Origin of the sequence: Azospira oryzae (assembly GCF_004217225.1) — a bacterium.
Classification (GTDB): domain Bacteria; phylum Pseudomonadota; class Gammaproteobacteria; order Burkholderiales; family Rhodocyclaceae; genus Azospira; species Azospira oryzae.
In genome coordinates, this window is the sequence record NZ_SHKM01000001.1 from 1,267,683 (window position 1) to 1,287,631 (window position 19,949).

A 19,949-nucleotide genomic window follows, 5' to 3' on the forward strand; every position below is an offset into this window, starting at 1 on the left:
CCGCACGCGCGCCAACTCAACGCAAGGGTGATTCTTCGCTACAGCATGCCCAGGGTGCGGGGCAGCCACAGGGACAGGGTGGGCCAGTAGGTGACCAGGCCCAGGAAGCAGAGCATGGAGAGCAGCCACGGCCAGACGGCGATGGTCAGCTCCGTAATCCCCATCTTGGTGATGCCCGAAGCCACATAGAGGTTGAGGCCCACCGGCGGGTGGCACATGCCCACTTCCATGTTCACCACGATCAGGATGCCGAAGTGCACCGGGTCGATGCCCAGCTTGACGGCCACCGGGAACAGGATCGGCGCCATGATCAGGACGATGGAGGAAGGCTCCATGAAGTTGCCGGCCACCAGCAGCAGCACGTTCACCGCCAGGAGGAAGGCGATGGGGCCCAGGCCCTTGTCCAGCAGCCATTCAGCCAGCAGCTGGGGGATGTTCTCGTTGGTCATGAGGAAGGAGAACAGCACCGCGTTGGTGATGATGTACAGCAGCATGGCGGACATGTTGGCCGAATCCAGCAGCACCTTGGGGATCTGCTTGAGGCCCATGTCCTTGTACACGAACACCGCCACGATGAAGGCGTACACCGCGGACATGGCCGCCGCCTCGGTGGGGGTGAACATGCCGGTGTAGATACCGCCCATGACGATGACGATCAGCATCAGGCCCCACACGGACTTGCGGAAGGCGACCCAGCGCTCGCCCCAGGAAGCCTTGGGCATGCGCGGATAGTCGAACTTCTTGGCCCGGTACCAGGTGACCATGCCCAGGGTGAAAGCCAGCAGCAGACCGGGGATGACACCGGCCATGAACAGGGCGCCCACGGAGGTGTTGGTGGCCACGGAGTACATCACCATGACGATGGAGGGCGGGATCAGGATGCCCAGGGCGCCGGAGGTGGTGATGACGCCCGCACCGAAACGGTTGGGGAAGCCTGCCCTGACCATGGCCGGCAGCAGGATGGAGCCGATGGCCACCACGGTCGCCGGGGAGGAACCGGAGACGGCGGCGAACAGGGCGCAGGCCAGCACGCCGGCAAGGCCGAGGCCGCCGTAGAAGTGGCCCACCATGGCGCTGGCGAAGTTGATCATGCGCCGCGCCACCCCGCCGTGGGTGAGGAAGTTGCCGGCCAGGATGAAGAACGGGATCGCCATGATCTCGAACTTCTCGATGCCGGTGAACAGCTTCAGGGCCACCGATTCAATGGGCACCTGGGTCATGGTGAAGAGGAAGGTCAGTACGGTCAGACCCAGGGAAATGGAAATGGGCATCCCCGTCAGCATCAGCGCCAGGAGGAGGCCGAAAATGATTGCGGCGTTCATGTTATTGGCCTCCGTTCTTGTCGCTGCGCTTCACGCCGTGGGGCGTGTCCGGCTCCATGGGCACTTCCTTGCGGCCAGCGTCCACGTGTTCCAGTTCCTCGGCGGCCTGGATGGCCTCGCCGATGGAGTAGGTTTTCTCTTCCTGGGCCAGTTCCTCTTCCAGGCCTTCCACGTGACCGTGGTCGTGATGGGGCAGTTCGCCGGTCTTGAGGAAGGAGACGGCCACCTGCAGGAAGCGGAAGCACATCAGGTAGGAGCCCAGGGGCACGGCGGAATAGACGATCCAGGTCGGCCATTCCAGGTCCGGCGTGATGGGGCCTTCGAAGAGGTCCGGCGCTTCGATGCCGAACCAGTGGAAGAACTGGTAGTGGGCGCCGTTTTCCCAGACGAAGGTGGCACCCAGGGTGCCGACGATGCCGGTGAAGGTGGCGCCGGCGAGCAGGCCGAACAGCACGAACTTGGCGCGGTTGGCAGTCTTCAGGCGGTTGATGACCACATCGACGCCGACGTGGATGCCGGTGCGCACGCCATAGGCGGCGCCGAACTTGGCCATCCACACGAACATGATGATGCACAGTTCCTGGGCCCAGCTGAAGTTGAGGCTGAGCAGCCAGTCCTGCAGGCCAGGAATGTCGTAACCGGAAAGATAGCGATGCACCACGGACAGGAAAATGATGACCGTGGCCGCACCCATCAGGAAGGTGATGATGGCTTCTTCCAGGTGATTGAGCAGCTTATTCATGACAGAACTCCCCCTGCCCTCACAAAAACGCCCGCCCCAGTCTGAGGCGGGCGTCCTCGCGGGCAGAATGTTTTACTGGGCGGTGAAACCGGTTTCCTTGTAGATGGACTGGATCAGATCCTTGCCGATCCGGTCAGCCATCTTGGCGTGCACCGGGGTCAGTGCCTTCTTGAAGGCTTCGCGCTCTTCCTTGGTGGGCACGTAGACCTGGGTCTTGCCGCTCTTCTTCACGGATTCCAGATCCTTGTCGTTCTGTTCCTTGGCGATCTTGTTGGCGTAGGTGGTGGCGTCCTTCATCGCGGTTTCGAGCTGGCCACGCACATCGGCGGGCAGACCGTCCCAGAACTTCTTGTTCACGATGACGGCGTAACCCAGGTAGCCGTGGTCGGTCAGGGTCAGATGCTTCTGCACTTCATGCATCTTCTGGGTGTAGAGGTTGGAGATGGGGTTCTCGGTACCGTCCACCACGCCGGTCTGCAGGGCCTGGTACACCTCGGAGAAGGCCATCACCTGGGGCAGGGCGCCCAGGGAGCGCATTTCCTCTTCCAGCACCTTGGAGGACTGGATGCGCATCTTCTTGCCCTTCAGGTCAGCCGGGGTCTTGATCGGGGTGTTGGCGGAGAAGGACTTGAAGCCGTTGTCCCAGTAAGCCAGACCCTTGATGCCCTTGGGTTCCAGCTTGGCCAGCAGGGCGGCGCCGACGGGGCCGGTGGTGACCTTGTGCAGCTCTTCGTAGTTGTCGAAGATGTAGGGCAGGTCGAAGGCTTCGAATTCACGCACGCCCAGGGGGCCGAACTTGGCCAGGGAAGGTGCCAGCATCTGCACGGCGCCCAGCTGCAGGGCTTCCATTTCTTCCTTGTCCTTGTACAGCTGGCTGTTGGGGTAGACCTCGACCTTCACTTTGCCCTTGGTCAGTTCGGCAGCCTTCTTGGCGAAGAAGTCGGCGGCCATGCCCTTGGGCGTATCCACGGCCACCACGTGGCTGAACTTGATGACGATGGGCTGCTGGGCCATGGCCCCGCAGGACAGGACTCCGGCCAACAGGCCGAACATGAGATGGGACATCTTCATATTTTCTCCTCCGACAAACAGTTGATTTGGTTTATGTAGACTAGCCCTCAGGCCAGCTTGGCGCAGTATCACAAACGTTATACACCGCCCACTACTGTGGATATCCACAATCCACGCGGGTTTCCGTCATTCTGCATGCTTCGCCTCCTTACGTTGCAGCCCGCTGACCGCCCCCCCATGCCCCACGATCTGCTCTCCCCGCCCCTGCTGCTGGCCTGCATCGCCCTCATCGTCGGCATCGCCGCCTTCGCCCACGGGGTCATCGGCGTCGGTTTCCCCCTCATCACCACGCCCTGCATCGCCCTCCTCACCGACCTGAAGACGGCGGTGCTGATCACGGTGCTGCCCAACATCCTGCTCAACATCCTCTCCATCCTGCGCGGCGGCAACTGGCGGGACAGCCTGCTCAAGCACTGGCGCCTGGCCGCCTACGTGCTGCTGGGCAGCCTGGTGGGCACCCAGCTGCTGATCGGCCTGCCGGCCGAGCCCCTGAAGCTGGCCCTGGCCCTGATGATGCTGGTCTCCATCAACCTCAACCGCCTGAAGAAGCTGGACTGGTCCTTCCTGCGCCGCCACCGCCGCACCTCGGAAGCGGCCTTCGGCCTCATCGGCGGCATTCTCTCGGGCACCGTCAATGTCTCGGTGCCGCCCCTGGCCATCTATTTCATCGGCCTGGACCTTTCCCCCGTGGCCACGGTGCAGCTGTTCAACCTCTGCTTCATCGTCGGCAAGCTGACCCAGGCCGGGACCCTGGCCGCCCACGGCGAATTCACCGTCGCCATCCTGTGGCAGAGCGCCGGCCTCACCGTGCTGGCCGTGGCCTGCCTCATTCCCGGCATGCGCATCCAGTCCCGCATGGACGCCTCCACCTACCGGCGCTGGCTCAACCACACCCTGCTGCTGATGGCCGTCCTCATGCTGGTCCAGGTCGGCCTGGCCTGGGCCCGCTAGGCATCGCCAGGACCCGGGCAGCACGCCGGCCGGGGCTCCGCTAGAATGGCGTGCAGCCAGGGGCGCCCATTTCCAGAGGCACCCCTCGCCCAAGCGCATCCAGGGCCGACCACCGGCAATGCCGGCTCCCCATGCCCGCCCCATGCGCCGTTCGGACCCGTGCCCTCCCCTCACCTGGTGCCCCGGTATGCAACTGCGATTCGCCTCCGTCCTGCTGCTGTTCCTCGCCGGCTGTACCGCCCTGGTGCGCCACGACCTGGATCAACGCTTCGGCCCCGCCGATGGGGGCCGCTACGACGCGCCCCGGCCCGGCGCCATCTCCTTCCAGCAGCAGGTACGACCCATCCTGGACAGCCGCTGCGTCGTCTGCCACTCCTGCTACGACGCCCCCTGCCAGATCAAGCTGGGTTCCTGGGAAGGCGTGGCCCGGGGCGGCAGCAAGATCGAGGTCTATAACGGCACCCGCCTGCGGGAGGAGACGCCGACCCGCCTCTTCATCGATGCCGAGAAAGCCTCCCAGTGGCGCGACAAGGGCTTCCACCCGATCCTCAACGAGCGGGGCGACACTCCTGCCGCCGCCCTCCAGGCCAGTCTCCTGGCCCGGGCCCTGGACCTCAAGGCGGCCCATCCCCTGGTGCCCGACCAGCCGGTGGCCGGGGACATCGACTTTTCCCTGGCGCGCCAGCAGTCCTGCCCGGCCATCGAGGAGTACGACGCCCTGGAACGGCGCAATCCGGGCTGGGGCATGCCCTTCGGCCTGCCGGCCCTGGCGCCGGCGGAAGTGGCCCTGCTGAAAAAATGGCTGCAGCAGGGCGCCCCCGCCGAAGGCCCCCAGCCCCTGACGCCCGCCCTCCAGGCCCAGGTAGATGCCTGGGAGCGCTTCCTCAACGGCGCCGACCTCAAGACCCGCCTCATGGCCCGCTATCTCTACGAGCACCTGTTCCTGGCCAACCTCTACTTCGAGGGCGCCGCCGAAGGTAGCGACGGCCCCCGTTACTTCCGCCTGGTGCGCTCCCGCAGCGGCCCGGGGGAGGCGGTGCAGGAAATCGCCACCCGGCGCCCCTTCGACGACCCGGAGGTGGAACACTTCCACTACCGCCTGCGCCCGGTGGAAGAGACCATCGTCGCCAAAAACCACATGCCCTACGCCCTCGGCCCGGGGCGCATGGCCCGCTGGCGCGAACTGTTCCTGCAACCCGCCTACCGGGTGGAGCGCCTGCCGGGCTACGCGCCGGAAGTGGCGGCCAATCCCTTCCTCGCCTTCCGCGACATCCCGGTCCGCGCCCGCTACCAGTTCCTCCTGGACGAGGCCCAGTTCACCGTGATGGGCTTCATCAAGGGCCCGGTGTGCCGGGGCCAGACGGCCCTCAACGTCATCGACGACCATTTCTGGGTCTTCTTCCAGAACCCGGACAGCGTCTCCGAATCCGACGAAGCCTTTCTCCTGCGGGAAAGCCGCAACCTCAGCCTGCCGGCGGAAAAGGGCAGCGAGACGCCGATCCTCACCCCCTGGATGCGCTACAGCGCCCAGGAGACCCGCTATCTCCAGGCCAAGTCCCGCTACTACGAGCAGCGCTTCGACAGCCCGGCCAAGGTCAATCTCAACCTGATCTGGGACGGCGGCGGCCGCAACGACAACGCCGCCCTCACCATCTACCGCCACTTCGACAGCGCCACGGTGCTGAAGGGCCTGGTAGGCGAAAAGCCCAAGACCGCCTGGGTCCTCAGCTACCCCCTGCTGGAACGCATCCACTACCTGCTGGTGGCGGGCTACGACGTCTTCGGCAATATCGGCCACCAGCTGACGACGCGGCTGTACATGGATTTCCTGCGCATGGAGGGGGAATCCCAGTTCCTCATGCTGCTGCCCCGGGAGGCCCGCATCCGGGTGCGGGACCACTGGTACCGGGACGTCAATGGCGACACCCGGGAACGGGTCTACGGCAGCATCGCCCGCTTCGACCAGGAAAGCGGCATCGCCTACCAGGAGCGGGAGCAGCCCGAGCGCGAACTGCTGCAACGTCTGCAACAGCGCTTGCAGCCGGTGCTGCCGCGGCAGCACCTTCTCGACACCCTGCCCGATGCGGCCCTGCAGACCAATCTGCAGGATCTGGCCCGGGTCGCCGGCAAGGCCCTGGCCTGGCTGCCGGAAAGCAGCCTGCTGCTGCTGGAGGAAGCGGGACGCCCGCCCCGGATCTTCACCCTGCTGCGCAACACGGGCCACCGCAACGTCACCTACGTGCTCATCGAAAAGCTGGCCATCGCCCCGGAAGAACACAGCCTGGACGTGCTGCCCGGCATCGCCACCGCCTATCCCAACGCTTTCTACCGGGTGCCCCGCGCCAGCCTGGGCGCCTTCGCCCGGGACCTGGCGGCCCTGGCCTCGGAACGGGACTACACCCGCTTCATGGACGCCTACGGCCTGCGCCGCAGCAGCCCGGCCTTCTGGGCCCTGAGCGACTACGTCAATGGGGAATACCGGCGCCAGGCCCCCGTCGAGGCCGGCTGGCTGGACTACAACCGGCTGGAGAACCGCTGATCCAGGCCCTCTGCAGGAAGGGCGGAAAAAGAAAAAGCCGCCCGAGGGCGGCTTTTTGATTGGCGGCTACCTGAAAGGTCAGGCGGCCTTGCCCACCGGACGGGCCAGGTCGGCCGGATGCAGCACGGCGTCGGACACGGCTTCGGGCTCGTCGGCCTCTTCCACCGTTTCGCCGTTCAGCACCCGGGTCATGCGGTCGGTGTTGAGGGCGTTTTCCCACTTGGAGACGACGATGGTGGCGACGCCGTTGCCGATCAGGTTGGTGATGGCGCGGGCTTCGGACATGAAGCGGTCCACCCCCAGCAGCAGGGCCAGGCCTTCCACCGGCAGCTTGCCGCCCAGGGTGGCCAGGGTGGCCGCCAGGGTGATGAAGCCGCCGCCGGTCACGGCCGCCGCGCCCTTGGAGGTCAGCAGCAGCACGCCGAGGATGGTCAGCTGCTCGGTCAGGGTCAGGGGCACGTTGAGGGCCTGGGCGATGAAGATGGCCGCCATGGTCAGGTAGATGGAGGTGCCGTCCAGGTTGAAGGAGTAGCCGGTGGGAATGACCATGCCGACCACGGGCTTGTGGCAGCCCAGGTTTTCCAGCTTGGTCATCATGCGCGGCAGGGCGGACTCGGAGGAGGAGGTGCCGAGCACGATGAGCAGCTCTTCCTTGATGTAGGCCAGGAACTTCAGCAGGGAGAAGCCGGTGAACTTGGCGATCAGGCCCAGCACCACGAAGACGAACAGGGCACAGGTGATGTACACGTTGGCCATGAGGAAGCCCAGCTGCTTCAGGGAGCCGATGCCGTACTTGCCGATGGTGAAGGCCATGGCGCCGAAGGCGCCGATGGGGGCGAAGTGCATGATCATGCCGATGACGCCGAAAAGGCCGTGGGAGAACTCGTCGAGAATCTTCACCAGGGGCTTGGCCTTGTCGCCCAGGCGGGACAGAGCCAGGCCGAAGAGCACGGAGAACAGCAGCACCTGCAGGATTTCACCCTTGGCGAAGGCATCCACCACGCTGTTGGGGATGATGTTCATGAGGAAATCGGTGGTGCTCTGGTTGTGGGCCGCCGCGGCGTAGTTGGCGATGGCCTTGGTATCCAGGGTGGCCGGATCCACGTTCATGCCGGCGCCCGGCTGCAGGATGTTCACCACGATCAGGCCGATGGCCAGGGCCACGGTGGACACCACTTCAAAGTAGATCAGGGCCTTCAGGCCGACCCGGCCCACTTCCTTCATGTCGCCCATCTTGGCGATGCCGACCACCACGGTGGCGAAGATGATCGGGGCGATCATCATCTTGATCAGCTTGATGAAGGCGTCGCCCAGGGGCTTCATGGTGGCGCCCGTTTCCGGGAAGAAGGCGCCGAGGGCGACCCCCAGGGCAATGGCGAACAGCACCTGCACATACAGGCGCTTGTAGAAAGGCTTGTGAGACATGGTCACTCCTGCTGATTGAGATGGCTCCCGGGGTTTCCGTACGGACCCCGATGTAGTTATGGGGGCGCATTCTCTGCCCCTGAAGCCGGGGTCGCCATTGTGGTTATCCGTTAGCTGCAGCGCAGCATGACCCCGCGGAGAGGCAAACGGGACGCACCTCCTGGGGTACTATTGCGCTTTATGAAACGACTTTCCGTTCCTTCCTCGGGCAGCGTCCTGCAATGGCCCCGCTGGACCCTGCTGATGCCCAAGCTGGCGGTGGGGCTGCTGGTCATTTCCCTGGTCAGCCTGCTGTGGCTCCTGCACCGCAACGAGGTGGAGGAGCAACGGGCCACCCTCATCGCCGACATCCTCTGGCTGGAACAGAATTTCCGCTTCCACATGTCGGGCAACGAGGACCAGCTCAACCGCACCGGCCTCGACATGGGCAGCGCCGCCAAGGGCGGCACGCCGGCGACGGTGTTCCAGGTGCAGGCCCAGCACATCGTCAAGAACAACCCGGAAGTGGAACAGGTGATCTGGCTCGACGCCGGCGGCAACCTGGTCCAGGCCTATCCCAACCGCATCCCCGACCGGCAGGAACTGGACATCTTCGGCGGCCCCATCACCCGGGACGCCTTCGACTTCGCCCGCAAGCTGGGCAAGGCCACCTACACCGACCCCTACCGGGCCGCCGGCGGCAACAGCCAGATCGACCTGTTCGTGCCCATCTACCGCCAGGGCGACTTCGCCGGCATGCTGGTGATGGCCTATTCCCTCAAGTCCATGCTCAACCACCTGGTGCCCTGGTGGTTTGCCGAGAAATACCAGCTGCGCATCCTGGACGACGGCGGTGCGGTGCTGGCCAGCAAGTCCAACATCCAGGGCGAGCCCGGGCTGGCCTACGAGCTGCCCTTCGACCCGCCGGGCCACGGCCTCATGCTGCAGGGCATCGCCTACCGCAATGCCGGCAACCCGGCCCAGCTGGTCCTGGCCGGCGCCATCGTGGTCCTGGCCATCGGCGTCTTCTGGAGCCTCTTCGCCATCCGCGGCCTGATCAAGAAGCGCCTGGCGGCAGAACAGGCCCTGCGCGACGAACATGCCTTCCGCCAGGCCATGGAGGACTCCATGATCATCGGCATGCGGGCCCGGGACATGGACGGCCGCATCACCTACGTGAACCCGGCCTTCTGCCGCATGAGCGGCTACCGGGCCGACGAACTGGTGGGCCACAGCCCGCCCCTGCCCTACTGGAACCCGGACAGCCTGGACACCCACGAGGAGCAGAACGCCCTGGTGCTCACCGGCCACGCCCCCAACGAGGGCTTCGAGGCCAGCATCCGCCACCGGGACGGCCACATCGTGCACACCATGGTGTACGCCACGCCCCTGATCGACGCCCACGGCAAGCAGACCGGCTGGATCAGTTCGGTGGTGGACATCTCGGAGCGGAAGAAGGCCCAGGCCCTGCAGCGGCAGCAGCAGGAGAAACTGGAACAGACGGCGCGCCTGGTGACCATGGGGGAAATGGCCTCCACCCTGGCCCACGAACTGAACCAGCCCCTCTCCGCCATCGCCAGCTACACCACCGGCTGCCTCAACCGCCTGGAGGCGGGGGACTACACCCGGGAGGAAATCTCCGGCGCCCTCAACAAGCTAGCCCTGCAGGCCCAGCGGGCCGGCCGCATCATCCGCCGGGTGCACGACTTCGTGCGGCGACGGGAGCCCCAGCGGGTCATCTGCCACCTGGAAGAGGTGATCGAGGACAGCATCGCCTTCATCGAGCCCCTGGCGCGCAAGCAGCAGGTGCACATGCTGCGCCTGGTGCCGGCCCATCTGCCCAAGCTGCTGGCCGACCCGGTGCTGCTGGGCCAGGTGCTGATCAACCTGATGCGCAACGGCATCGACGCCATGGCCGCCACCCCGCCGGAGCGGCGCCAGCTCATCGTCGAGGCCCAGCTGCTGGGCGACCAGGTGGAAGTGTGCATCGCCGACCGGGGCTGCGGCATTCCCCCGGAAGTGGCGGAAAAGCTCTTTTCCCCCTTCTTCACCACCAAGACGGAAGGCATGGGCATGGGCCTCAACATCTGCCGTTCCGTCATAGAATTCCACGGCGGCCGCCTCTGGTTCGAACCGGGGGCCGAAGGCGGCACCGTATTCATCTTCACCCTGCCCCTCGACTGGGAGTAAGCCGTGAGCCCCAAAGCCCACATCATCGACGACGACGAAGCCATCCGCGACGCCCTTTCCTGGCTGCTGCAGTCCCGCGGCGTCGCCAGCGCCACCTGGCCCAGCGCCGAAGCCTTCCTGGAGGCCTGGAACGCCTCCGGCGAAAGCCTGCAGGGCTGCCTGCTGCTGGATATCCGCATGGACGGCATGAGCGGCCTGGAACTGTTCGAGCACCTGCAGGGCAAGGGCCTCAAGCTGCCGGTGATCTTCCTCACCGGCCACGGCGACGTACCCATGGCCGTCTCCTCCCTGAAGAAGGGCGCCTTCGATTTCGTCGAAAAGCCCTTCAACGACAACGAACTGGTGAACCGGGTCATCGAGGCCATGGATGCGGACGCCCGCAACCAGGAAAAGCAGGCCATCAGCGCCTCCGTCCAGTCCCGCCTGGACACCCTCACCACCCGGGAGCGGCAGATCATGGAACTGATCCTGGTGGGCAAGTTCAATAAGGTCATCGCCGACGAACTGCAGATCAGCATGCGCACGGTGGAAGTGCACCGGGCCCACCTGTTTGAGAAGATGGGCGTGCGCACCGCCGTGGAACTGGCCCAACTGCTCAAGCCCTGAGGTATTCCGTCATGAAACCGCCCGCCCCCGCCGCCCCCTCCCCCAATGGACAGGCCGGCCTGGTGGCCGGGCTCTACGGCCTTCTGGCGGCCCTCTGGATCGCCCTCTCGGACCGGCTGGCGGCCCTGGTGGCGGGCGACACGGCCCAGCTGACCCTGATCCAGAACTACAAGGGCTGGGCCTTCGTCGCCATCACCTGCACCCTCCTCTTCTTTCTCGTGCGCCGTTCCCTGTCCCGGCTCCAGGGCTCCTACCGGGCCCTGGCGGAAAGCGAGGCCCTCTACGAATCCCTGGTCCAGGTCATGCCCCAATGTCTCTACCGCATGGACCGGGAAAGCCGCATCACCTTCGCCAACCGGGCCCTGGAACGCCACCTGGGCAAGCCCCGGGAAGCCATCCTGGGCCATTCGCCGCGGGAGGTGTATCCGGCGGATCTGGCGGCCAAGTACCGCCAGGACGACCTGCGGGTGCTGCAGGGCGAGACCCTCAACCTGATCGAGGAAATGGTTTCCCTCGATAGCGAGCAGCGCAAGCGCTACATCGAGATCGTCAAGACGCCCACCTACGCCCCCGACGGCAGCATCAACGGCATCCAGGGAATTTTCTGGGACATCACGGCACGCAAGAGCGCCGAGGAACAGATCGAATACCTGGCCCACCACGATCCCCTCACCGACCTGCCCAACCGGGTGCTGCTGCGCGACCGCTTCCTCCAGGCCCAGGGCCAGGCGGCCCGCAGCGCCAACCGGGTGGCCATCCTGTTCCTCGACCTGGACCACTTCAAGCTGGTGAACGACACCCTGGGCCACCCCATCGGCGACCGCCTGCTGCAGGCCGTGGCCGAGCGCCTGCGCCGCGGCGTACGGGAGACGGACACCATCAGCCGCCAGGGCGGCGACGAGTTCGTCATCGTCCTGCCCGAACTGGCGGACCCGGAAAGCGCCGGCAGCATCGCCGGCAAGCTGATGGAGCAGATGCACGAGCCGGTGCGGGTGAACGGCCACCGCCTCAACGTCACCTTTTCCCTGGGCATCGCCCTCTACCCGGACGACGGCGAGGATTTCGACACCCTGATGAAGAAGGCCGACACGGCCATGTACTCGGCCAAGGAGGCGGGGCGCAACACCCTGCGCTTCTTCACCGCCGCCATGAACGTCGAGGCCGCTGCCCGCCTCAAGCTGCAGAACCGCCTGCAGCGGGCCCTGGAGAAGGAAGAACTGGTGCTGTACTACCAGCCCCAGTTCGACCTGGCCAGCGGCCGCATCCTCGGCGCCGAGGCCCTGCTGCGCTGGCGGGACCCGGAGCGGGGCCTGGTGCCCCCCGGGGAATTCATTCCGGTGGCCGAGGACACGGGCCTCATCGGCCCCATCGGCGAATGGGTTATCGGCGAGGCCTGCCGCGAGCTGCGGCGCTGGCACGAGGCCGGGGCCACGGACCTGACCATGGCGGTCAACCTGTCGCCGGTGCAGTTCCGCCGCAGCCGCCTGGTGGAAATCGCCGCCCGGGCCCTGCAGGAAAACCGCCTGCCGGCCGAGTGCCTGGAATTCGAGCTGACCGAGTCCCTGCTGATCCGGGAGGACGCGGCCATCCTGGAAACCCTCACCGCCCTCAAGGGCCTGGGGGTGAAGCTGTCCATCGACGATTTCGGCACCGGCTATTCCAGCCTGGCCTACCTGAAGCGTTTCAACGTGGACAAGCTGAAGATCGACCAGAGCTTCATCCGCGAGCTGTGCAGCAATCCGGACGACGAAGCCATCGTCAGCGCCGTCATCACCATGGCCCGCCAGCTGCGCCTGCGCACCGTCGCCGAGGGGGTGGAAAACGCCGAGCAGGCCACCATGCTGCGCCGCTTCGACTGCGACGAGGTGCAGGGCTTCCTCTTCGGCCGTCCCATGCCCGCCGCCGACTTCCAGGCCCTCCTGGGCCACCGCTGAACACCTTGCGGGGCCGCCCCGGCCTCCAAGCCTCCACCGTCCGCCGCGCCGCGTCTTGGCGGCCCCGGTCGGCCACCCGACAGGCGCCTTGGTCTCCTGAAGCCGAAGAATCGCGCTGCGACGAAATGTCGCCAACGATTGGGCGACTTCTATTTGAGAATAATTCCCATCCAAAGTATATTAGCAGCCGTTCTTGCGCCTCCGCTTCGGAGCCCGCCGGAGGCCGCCGCCGTACCGCGCGCCTCATCGGCTATGGCGCGGGTCCCCATTTTCGATTCGCAACCCCACTCCCAATCACATACAAGAAAATCATGTCTGTCAGCCTGAAACTGAAGCCGCTCGCTGCGGCCGTACTGCTACTCGGCACAAGTCACTGCGCCCTGGCCGAGGAACCTTCCCTGACCCTGTCTGAAATCAATGTGGTGGGACGCAGCGAAGGGCAGGACTACTACAGCGACGAGGCCGGCGTGGCCCGTTCCGAGACGCCCCTGCGGGAAGTCCCCCAGTCGGTGCGGGTCGTTCCCCGCCAGGCCATCGACGACATCGGGGCGGTACGCCTCGAGGAAGCCTACGACTATGTCAGCGGCGTCAATCGCCAGAACAGCTTTGGCGGCCTGTGGGACAACTTCTCCATCCGCGGCTTTGCCGGCAACCCGGACACGGGAGCCAATTTCCTGCGCAACGGCTTTGCCGGGAACCGGGGCTACAACGCTCCCCGGGACATGGCCAACGTGGAACGGCTGGAAGTGATCAAGGGCCCCGCATCGGCCCTGTACGGCGGCAGCGAACCCGGGGGCATCCTCAACATCGTCACCAAGAAGCCCCAGTTCAAATCCGGCCACGCCCTGGAAATGTATGTCGGCAGCTACGACACCTACCGGACGACCCTCGATTCCACCGGCCCCATCAGCGACACCCTGGCCTACCGACTTAACCTGGCCTATGAGGACAAAGGCAGTTTCCGCGAGCAGGTGGACAGCCAGCGCTACCTGGTGGCGCCCTCCTTCACCTGGCTCCTGGGCGCCGGCACCATCGTCAATTACGACCTGGAGCTGCTGCGCCAGAAAGCGCCCATGGACCGGGGGGTGATCGCGGTCAATGGCAAGGTGGGCAGCATTCCCCGGGAGCGCTTCCTGGGAGAGCCGGGGGACGGTGACATCACCATCGACAACAAGACCCACCATCTGACGGTGGAACATGAACTGGCCGATGCCTGGAAAGCCAAGTTTGGTCTGGCCTACCGTACCACCAGCCTGGAAGGCTATTCCACCGAGGCCAGCCCCCGCACTGCCGGCAGCATCCGCTGGACCAGCGCCGGCGCTCCCGTCATCGAGCGGGAGCGGCGCTACCGGGACTACAGTTCCAACGACCTGTCGTTCCAGGGCGAAATCCTCGGCAAATTCAGCACCGGCTGGCTCCAGCATGAAGTGCTGACCGGCGTGGATAGCTACCGTTTCGAACTGGACCAGCTGATGCGGCGGGGCCGCTCCACCACCACCTACGGCCTGGATGTGCTCAACCCCGTCTATGGACAGACGCCGCTGGCCCTGACCGCCACGCCCACCAACACCCTGGAAACCCAGCATGCCACCGGCTTCTTCCTGCAGGACCAGATGAGCCTGGCGGAACGCTGGCGCCTGCTGCTGGGCCTGCGCCACGACCGCTTCCGACAGGAAATCCTCAACCGGAACACGGGTATCAGCACCTCCCAGGAACACAGCGTCACCACCCCCCGCGTCGGCCTGACCTGGCTGGCCACCCCCACCCTGTCCGCCTATGTCCTGGCCAGTGAATCCTTCCGCGCCAACAACGGCGTCGATGCGGCCAGCCAGTCCTTTGCGCCGGAACGGGGCGAGTCCAGGGAAGCCGGCCTCAAATACGAATCGCCCGACAAGCGCTACGGCGGCACCCTGGCCCTGTTCGAGATCGACAAGAAGAACGTGCTGACCAACGACCCGGCCAATGCGGGTTACGCCATCGCCGCCGGCGAGGCCCGCAGCCGCGGCCTGGAATTCGATTTCTCCGGACAACTGACCAGCAAGGTGCGGGTGCTGGCCAACTACGCCCATATCGATGCCGAGATCACCAAGGACAGCAACGCCGCCCTGGTCGGCGCCCGGCTGATCAACGTGCCGAAGAACAGCGGCAGCGTACTGGCCATGTATGAAGACGGCCTGGCCGGCGGCCGCTACGGCCTTGGCGCCGGCGCCACCTATGTGGGCAAGCGGGCCGGCAATTCCATCGACAGCTTCGAACTGCCCAGCTACACCACCATGCGGGCCATGGCCTACTGGAAGCCGAGCAAGACCCTGCGCTTCTCCCTGGATATCGACAACCTGTTCGACAAGACCTACTACGCCAGTTCCTACGACGTGTACTGGGTGACGCCGGGCGCGCCCCGCACCGTGACCCTGGGCATGCAGGCCAAGTTCTGATGCCCGGCGGAAATCAGCGCATCAACGCCATCGACGCCCTGCGGGGCCTGGTCATGGCGCTGATGGTGGTGGACCACGTGCGGGAGTTCTTTTTCCTGCACCAGCAGGTCGCCGACCCGATGGACCTGCACACCACCTCGCCCGGGCTGTTTTTCACCCGCTTCGCCAGCCACTTCTGCGCCCCGGTCTTCGTTTTTCTCACCGGGCTTGGCGCCTGGTGCTACGGGCAACGGCACCTTGGCGCCGGCGGCGATCCCCGGCGCGCCGCCAGCGCCTTCCTGGCCAAGCGCGGCCTCTTCCTGGTGCTGCTGGAGCTGAGCCTGATCAACTTCGCCTGGACCTTCGCCTTCCCCCCCAGGATGCTCTATCTGCAGGTGATCTGGGCCATCGGCCTGTCCATGCTGGCCCTGGCCGCCCTGCTGTGGCTGCCCCGGGCAGGACAACTGGCCCTGGGGCTCCTCATCATCGTCGGCCACAACCTGCTCGACAGCCTGCACTTCCCTCCGGGCACGGCAGCCCATGCCGTGTGGGCCGTCCTGCACGACCGCGCCATCATCGAGCTGGCCCCCGGACTGGCGGCCCGCACCTCCTACCCGGTCCTGCCCTGGATCGGCGTCATCCTGCTGGGTTACGGGCTGGGGCCCTGGTTTGCCCAGGGCAGTGCGCCGGAGCAGCGCCAGCGCCGCCTTGCCCTGGCGGGCCTGGGCGCCCTCGCCCTGTTCGTCCTGCTGCGGGGGCTGGATGGCTACGGGGACCATCCCCTGGCCGGCGCCGGAACGGGCCTGGCCACCCTCATGGACTGGCTGAACCTGACCAAATATCCGCCCTCCCTGCTGTTCCTGCTGCTGACCCTGGGGAGCGGACTGCTCGGGCTGGCCGTCCTGGAACGACACTCCTGGAATTTCCTGGCGGTGCTGGGGCGGGTGCCAATGTTCTTCTACGTCGTCCATCTCTACGCCCTGCATCTGCTCAATCTGCTCTGCCTGGCGCTGTGGGGGCCCACCCAGGGCGAGCGCTACGGCTTCGGGCAGGTCTGGCAGATCTGGGGCCTGGCCCTGCTATCGGTCCCGGCCCTGTATCCCCTGTGCCGGCGTTTTGCCGACTACAAACGCCGGCATCCCGGCGGCTGGCTGTCCTACTTCTGACCCCCTTCTCCGGCGCCCCCCGTCTTACGGCGCCGGAGCAGCCGGCGAAACCCCGCCCCCCTCTTCACGGGTCCCGGCAGCAGCCACCTCGATGCGGTTGCGGCCGTTGGCCTTGGCCAGGTACATGGCGTTGTCGGCCCGGGACAGGAGGCAGTCCAGGTTGGTGTCGGCCGCTTCCAGGGCGGCGACGCCGATGCTCACCGTCACCGGCGGCAGCTGGGCCGGGCCTTCGGCGGTGGTCAGGCGGATGCGCTCGGCCACCTGGCGGGCCTGTTCCAGGTCCGCATCGGGCAGCAGCACCACGAATTCCTCGCCGCCGTAGCGGCCGAAATGCTCACCCCGGCGCAGCACGGCGCCGACCCGCTGGACGAAGCCCTGCAGCACCAGGTCGCCGGCCTGGTGGCCGTAGGTGTCGTTGATCTTCTTGAAGAAATCCAGGTCCAGCATGAGCAGGCAGAGGGCGCGGCCGTGGCGCCGGGCCCGGGCCATCTCCCACTCGCACACTTCGACGAAGGCCCGGCGGTTGAGAATCTGGGTCAGGGAGTCGTGGCTGGAGAGATATTCCAGCTCGCCCCGCAGGCGGTCCGTGGCCAGCAGCACGTAACCCACGGTGATCATCAGGGTGCAGATGGGGTAGGCGGTGAGATAGACCACCTGGATCGGCGTCTGCTCCAGGAAATCGCTGCCCAGGCCGGGCACCAGGGCGCTGCTGCCGCGCAGCAGCAACACGCCGATCTGGGCCAGCAGCACCAGGCAGAAAAAACGGCTGATGAAGCCGGGGCGCCCGTAGCGGAACACCACCAGCAGCTGCCGCCCGTAGAACAGGGGCAGGCTGAGGCCGGCCACTGCCAGGCGGGCATTGGTATCCGGCTGCACCAGCAGGAACCAGGTAAGCAGCCCCAGCCCGACGCCGCTGACCAGGGCCTGGAAGCGCCAGGAAGGCTGGCGCTGGTAGAACAGCTCGGTGCCGCTGAGCCAGAGGGAAAGGGCCGTGTACAGCAGCAGGCTGGCCAGGAGCACGGAAAGCGCATCGGGGATCAGCCCGCGCAGGCCGAACAGCAGGCCGGAAAAGACGCCCACCAGGGTGCCGCCGGCCCAGTGGCCGATGCCCCGGATGCGCTGGGGGAAACTGCGGGTGACGAAGAACAGCACCACGGCCATGAGGGCGGTCATGAAACCGGCCAGGAGGATGACGGTGCGCAGGTCAATATGGGGCATCGGGATCGTCGCAGGGCAAGGGTGACAGTGACAGGCTGGCGCTCTCGGCCGGCCGCCATTCGGGCAGCCAGCCGGGTGCGTCGGCCCGGGCCAGGCAGTCGGCGGCGATGCCGATGCCGGGCACCCAGGCCAGGGTCTGGCCGACCCACAGCAGGGGCAGGCGCTGCCGCTGCCAGGGCGGAATGTCCGCTTCCTGCAGCAGCTTTTTCAGGGGACGCCGGGGCCGGCCCGGCAGCTGCATGGTTTCGCCTCCCTGACGCAGGCGGAAGCGGGCAGCCTCGCCGCACAGAGCGAGGGCCACGCCCTGGCCGATCGCCTCCCGCCCGCCGATACTGCCGAAGGCCCAGGGGACGGGCATGACGAAGGGGCCTGCCGGCTCCGCCAGGGAAGACGGGGGTTGCAGGGGCTCATGGTCCAGGAACACCGTTCCGCGCCACAAGCGGACCACCCACTCGCTACAGCGCCATTCCACCTGGCCGTCAGGCCGGGGGCAGGCCAGCTGCTGCCACAGTTCCGCCAGGGCCCGGGCCTCGGGCATGGGGGCGCCATGGCGGCGCAGCCAGCAGCGCAGCAGGTTGCGCCCCCGGGCACTGGAGAGGCCGGCCAGGGCCGCCTGCTGCAGGCGGGAGCCGACGGCGGCCTTGGCCAGATCCTGGGCCGCCAGTTCCTCCAGCAGGTCCTCCGCCTCCCCCGCCAGCACCGCCGCCCGGCCGAGGCTGGCGGCGGCGGGAAAGCGGGACTGCAGCAGGGGCAGGGCCTCGTGCCGCAGGAAATTGCGGGCGTAGGCCCGGTCGCCGTTGCTCTCGTCCTCGATCCAGCCCAGGCCCTCGGCCGCCAGCCAGGCTTCCAGTTCGGCCCGGGAGGTTTCCAGCAGGGGACGCAGCAACGGCAGGGGCCCATGGCCCGGACGCGGCAGCAGGCGCCGCCCCGGCATGGCCGCCAGACCCCGCAGGCCGCTGCCCCGCAGCAGGTTGAAGAGCAGGGTTTCGGCCTGGTCGTCCCGGTGGTGGGCCAGGATCAGGGCATCGGCCGTAAGGCCGGCGAAGACCTGGTAGCGGGCGGCCCGGGCCGTTGCCTCCAGGCCCGCCGGACGGGCCTCGGGCAGACTGACCCGGTGCACCTGCAGGGGCACGCCGAGGCGAGCGCAGAGGTCGCCGCAGAAGGCGGCCCAGGCATCGGCATGGGGCGACAGGCCGTGGTGCACATGCACCGCCTGCAGACGCCAGCCCCGCGCCGGCGCCTGGGCCGCCAGGGCCGCCAGCAGGGCGACGGAATCCCGGCCGCCGGAAAGGCCGACGGCGAGGACGGGCGTAGTGGAAAGGGGGGAAGCGGGAAGAACGGAATGGGGATCGGCCGCCGCCAGCAACCGGGCCAGGCGGTCGGCGATCCGCCGGGGCAGGTCAGGAGACCGGCTGTTCCTTGAAGCGGCCATAGGACATGAGCCGCTCGTAGCGGGCCGCCAGCAGTTCTTGGGTAGACAGGCCGGAAACGCCCTTGAGCGCATCCTGCAGGGCCTTCTTCAGGTTCTGGGCCATGGCGCCGTGATCCCGGTGGGCGCCGCCCACGGGTTCGTTGACGATCTTGTCGATGAGGCCCAGGGTCTTCAGGCGGGAAGCGGTGATGCCCATGGTTTCCGCCGCCTCGTTGGCCTTCTCGGCGCTCTTCCACAGGATGGAGGCGCAGCCTTCGGGGGAAATCACGGAATAAGTGGAGTACTGCAGCATCTGCACCGTGTCGCCGACGGCGATGGCCAGGGCGCCGCCGGAGCCGCCTTCACCGATGATGGTGACGATGATGGGGGTCTTCAGCTCGGCCATGACGTAGAGGTTGCGGCCGATGGCCTCGGACTGGCCCCGCTCCTCGGCGTCGATGCCGGGATAGGCGCCCGGGGTGTCCACGAAGGTGAACACGGGAATCTGGAACTTCTCGGCCAGCTTCATCAGGCGCTCGGCCTTGCGGTAGCCCTCGGGGCGCGGCATGCCGAAGTTGCGGTAGATCTTTTCCTTGGTGTCCCGGCCCTTCTGGTGGCCGATGACGACGCAGGGCTGGCCGTTGAAACGGGCCAGGCCGCCGACGATGGCCTTGTCGTCGGCAAAGCTGCGGTCCCCGTGCAGTTCCTCGAAGTCGGTGAACAGGCGGGAGACGTAGTCCAGGGTGTAGGGACGCTGGGGATGACGCGCCACCATGGCGGTCTGCCAGGGCGTCAGCTTGGCGTAGATGTCTTTGGTCAGCCCCTGGCTCTTCTTTTCCAGGCGGGCGATTTCTTCCGAGATGTCCACCGCGGAATCGTCCTGCATGAAGCGCAGTTCTTCGATCTTGGTTTCAAGCTCGGCGATGGGCTGTTCGAAGTCGAGGAAAGTGGTTTTCATCGAGATAGGGAAATTTTGGCAGG

14 protein-coding genes are annotated in these 19,949 nt (G+C 66.5%); 7 read left to right on the forward strand and 7 right to left on the reverse strand.

From position 1 onward, the window contains the following. Positions 1–38: 38 nt before the first annotated feature. The 3 genes from EV678_RS05785 to EV678_RS05795 all read right to left on the reverse strand — a co-directional run bounded on the left by EV678_RS05785 (position 39) and on the right by EV678_RS05795 (position 3,135). Positions 39–1,322 carry a TRAP transporter large permease gene (locus EV678_RS05785; RefSeq protein WP_014238165.1) on the reverse strand — a complete coding sequence of 428 codons (1,284 nt, stop codon included), beginning with the start codon at positions 1,320–1,322 and terminating at the stop codon, positions 39–41. A 1-nt stretch (position 1,323) separates the two neighbouring features. Then, positions 1,324–2,064, reverse strand: coding sequence for a TRAP transporter small permease (locus tag EV678_RS05790; protein ID WP_130458815.1), 741 nt, complete (start codon positions 2,062–2,064; stop codon positions 1,324–1,326). Between the two features lie 72 nt (positions 2,065–2,136). Further along, positions 2,137–3,135: a TRAP transporter substrate-binding protein gene (locus EV678_RS05795; protein ID WP_014238167.1), complete on the reverse strand. Its 999-nt coding sequence runs from the start codon at positions 3,133–3,135 to the stop codon at positions 2,137–2,139. A gap of 177 nt (positions 3,136–3,312) precedes the next feature. Here EV678_RS05795 and EV678_RS05800 point away from each other — a divergent pair, with 177 nt between their 5' ends. Both EV678_RS05800 and EV678_RS05805 read left to right on the forward strand, forming a co-directional pair. Continuing rightward, positions 3,313–4,086 carry a sulfite exporter TauE/SafE family protein gene (locus EV678_RS05800; RefSeq protein ID WP_165397455.1) on the forward strand — a complete coding sequence of 258 codons (774 nt, stop codon included), beginning with the start codon at positions 3,313–3,315 and terminating at the stop codon, positions 4,084–4,086. 187 nt (positions 4,087–4,273) lie between these two features. After that, positions 4,274–6,625 (forward strand): fatty acid cis/trans isomerase, encoded by a 2,352-nt coding sequence (locus EV678_RS05805; RefSeq protein ID WP_130458817.1) that lies wholly within the window; start codon positions 4,274–4,276, stop codon positions 6,623–6,625. A gap of 78 nt (positions 6,626–6,703) precedes the next feature. On the opposite strand, the gene EV678_RS05810 is transcribed toward EV678_RS05805, so the two are convergent. Beyond that, complete coding sequence (locus EV678_RS05810) at positions 6,704–8,050, reverse strand: dicarboxylate/amino acid:cation symporter (protein ID WP_130458818.1); 1,347 nt, start codon at positions 8,048–8,050, stop codon at positions 6,704–6,706. A 180-nt stretch (positions 8,051–8,230) separates the two neighbouring features. Between EV678_RS05810 and EV678_RS05815 the strand changes: the two genes are divergently transcribed. The 5 genes from EV678_RS05815 (at position 8,231) to EV678_RS05835 (ending at position 16,339) form a co-directional block, all read left to right on the forward strand. Further along, positions 8,231–10,219, forward strand: coding sequence for an ATP-binding protein (locus EV678_RS05815; RefSeq protein ID WP_130458819.1), 1,989 nt, complete (start codon positions 8,231–8,233; stop codon positions 10,217–10,219). Between the two features lie 3 nt (positions 10,220–10,222). Next, the gene (locus tag EV678_RS05820; protein ID WP_014238172.1) at positions 10,223–10,825 is read left to right on the forward strand and encodes a response regulator transcription factor; all 603 of its coding nucleotides are present in this window, start codon (positions 10,223–10,225) and stop codon (positions 10,823–10,825) included. 11 nt (positions 10,826–10,836) lie between these two features. Continuing rightward, positions 10,837–12,759, forward strand: coding sequence for a putative bifunctional diguanylate cyclase/phosphodiesterase (locus tag EV678_RS05825; protein WP_130458820.1), 1,923 nt, complete (start codon positions 10,837–10,839; stop codon positions 12,757–12,759). A gap of 311 nt (positions 12,760–13,070) precedes the next feature. Then, positions 13,071–15,194 carry a TonB-dependent siderophore receptor gene (locus tag EV678_RS05830; protein ID WP_130458821.1) on the forward strand — a complete coding sequence of 708 codons (2,124 nt, stop codon included), beginning with the start codon at positions 13,071–13,073 and terminating at the stop codon, positions 15,192–15,194. Continuing rightward, positions 15,194–16,339 (forward strand): DUF1624 domain-containing protein, encoded by a 1,146-nt coding sequence (locus tag EV678_RS05835; protein WP_130458822.1) that lies wholly within the window; start codon positions 15,194–15,196, stop codon positions 16,337–16,339. Before EV678_RS05830 ends, EV678_RS05835 begins: the two co-directional genes overlap by 1 nt. Before the next feature lie 24 nt (positions 16,340–16,363). On the opposite strand, the gene EV678_RS05840 is transcribed toward EV678_RS05835, so the two are convergent. Genes EV678_RS05840 through EV678_RS05850 form a run of 3 tightly spaced genes read right to left on the reverse strand, consistent with a single transcriptional unit; the run spans position 16,364 to position 19,926 of the window. Next, entirely contained in the window at positions 16,364–17,557 is a 1,194-nt protein-coding gene (locus EV678_RS05840) for a GGDEF domain-containing protein (RefSeq protein ID WP_130458823.1), read from the reverse strand. Further along, positions 17,544–18,989, reverse strand: coding sequence for a tRNA lysidine(34) synthetase TilS (tilS, locus tag EV678_RS05845; RefSeq protein ID WP_165397456.1), 1,446 nt, complete (start codon positions 18,987–18,989; stop codon positions 17,544–17,546). Before tilS ends, EV678_RS05840 begins: the two co-directional genes overlap by 14 nt. Further along, positions 18,958–19,926, reverse strand: a complete 969-nt coding sequence (locus EV678_RS05850) for an acetyl-CoA carboxylase carboxyltransferase subunit alpha (RefSeq protein ID WP_014238178.1) — start codon at positions 19,924–19,926, stop codon at positions 18,958–18,960. The genes tilS and EV678_RS05850 overlap by 32 nt, the downstream gene beginning before the upstream one ends. Between the last annotated feature and the right edge of the window lie 23 nt (positions 19,927–19,949).